The organism is Acinetobacter sp. AB03 (genome assembly GCF_058107045.1).
Genome location: NZ_JBUEBA010000002.1, coordinates 933,437 through 934,680, shown reverse-complemented (window position 1 = coordinate 934,680; position 1,244 = coordinate 933,437). Strand labels below are relative to the sequence as shown.

Genomic DNA, 1,244 nt, shown 5'->3' with positions numbered 1-1,244 from the left:
CATCTCGCGTCCACGGTCATAGGTCAACGTTTTACGCAGTTCTGCAGGTAAATATTTCAGAGCTTCAGTTAAAGCCTTGCGCACTGATTCTGCCTTTGCATCAGGTAATGTTGCCAAGATACAGAGCCGTGTATTTCGTTCAATAAGTGTTGCTATCGAACTTTTATTGTCTTTACCTTTAATTAAATCAGCTTCCCAATGACCCGGTATTTTTCTTTCTTGAACTTCGGCTGGGCGCTCATGAATAGTTTTAATATCCTGTAATATAGAATCTTTTTTAGGTTCACCGTTAGCTTTTCGCTTTTTATTTTCATGACGCAGACAGGATAATAAGTCTTTTTTCAACTCACCCTTTGGTAATGCTCGTATCGTTGAATAAATCGTTGTATGGCTTACATTCATTGTTTGATCCAAATCAGGAAATGTCTTTAAACGCTTTGCTATTTGCTGAGGAGACCATAAACAACGGATCGCTTCAACAATAAATTTCCAGAGGATTGAATCGATTTTGAGTTTTCTGTGACCACGTCTACGTCTAGCGAAGGTGTTATCAGAAGCATATCGAGCTTGATAAACGTCATTGATGCTATTTCTTTTAAGCTCACGATAGATCGTACTAGGATGTCTTTTAATGAGTTCAGCAAATTTTCTGGCTGAAAAGCCTTCTTTTCTTGACTCAAGCATTAATGCAGTACGATCTTCAAAGTTAAGATGATGGTATGACAATTTTATATACTCCATAAACCCTTTAAATTAATTAGGTGGTTTATGTCGCACTTCAAGTTTTACTCTGCCCCGCCGCGAATACCGACAACAGCACAGCCAACCGGTGATGCAACAACTGTATGAATGGCTCAACCAACATTATCTGACGGTGCCATCGAGTTCTCCAACCGCCAAGGCCATCAATTACAGTCTGAAGCGTTGGCCAGCTTTAAGCCGCTATCTGGATGATGGCAATCTACCGATTTGCAATAATTGGATAGAGAACTCAATGCGTCCCTGGGCATTGGGCCGTAAGAACTGGCTGTTTGCAGGTTCGCTGCGCAGTGGTCAGCGAGCGGCAAACATCATGACATTAATCCAGTCAGCAAAGCTGAATGGGCTGGATCCGTATGCCTATTTAAGTGATGTGCTGAAAAGGCTGCCGACACATAAAGTGACCCAGATTGAAGAATTGCTGCCACATCGCTGGAAATCCAACTCAAATTAAAAAATAGGCATGGGGTTCAGCGGACGCTTAC

General features: G+C 41.8%; 1 protein-coding gene and 1 pseudogene. One reads left to right on the top strand and one right to left on the bottom strand.

From position 1 onward, the window contains the following. Nucleotides 1-741: IS30-like element ISAba125 family transposase (locus ACY3FQ_RS04895; protein WP_079265016.1), on the bottom strand; the 741-nt coding region annotated here is incomplete at its 3' end. A gap of 55 nt (nt 742-796) precedes the next feature. On the opposite strand from ACY3FQ_RS04895, the pseudogene ACY3FQ_RS04890 reads away from it, so the two are divergent. Next, nucleotides 797-1,213: pseudogene (locus tag ACY3FQ_RS04890) on the top strand (IS66 family transposase); the annotation flags it as partial. Nucleotides 1,214-1,244: the final 31 nt, after the last annotated feature.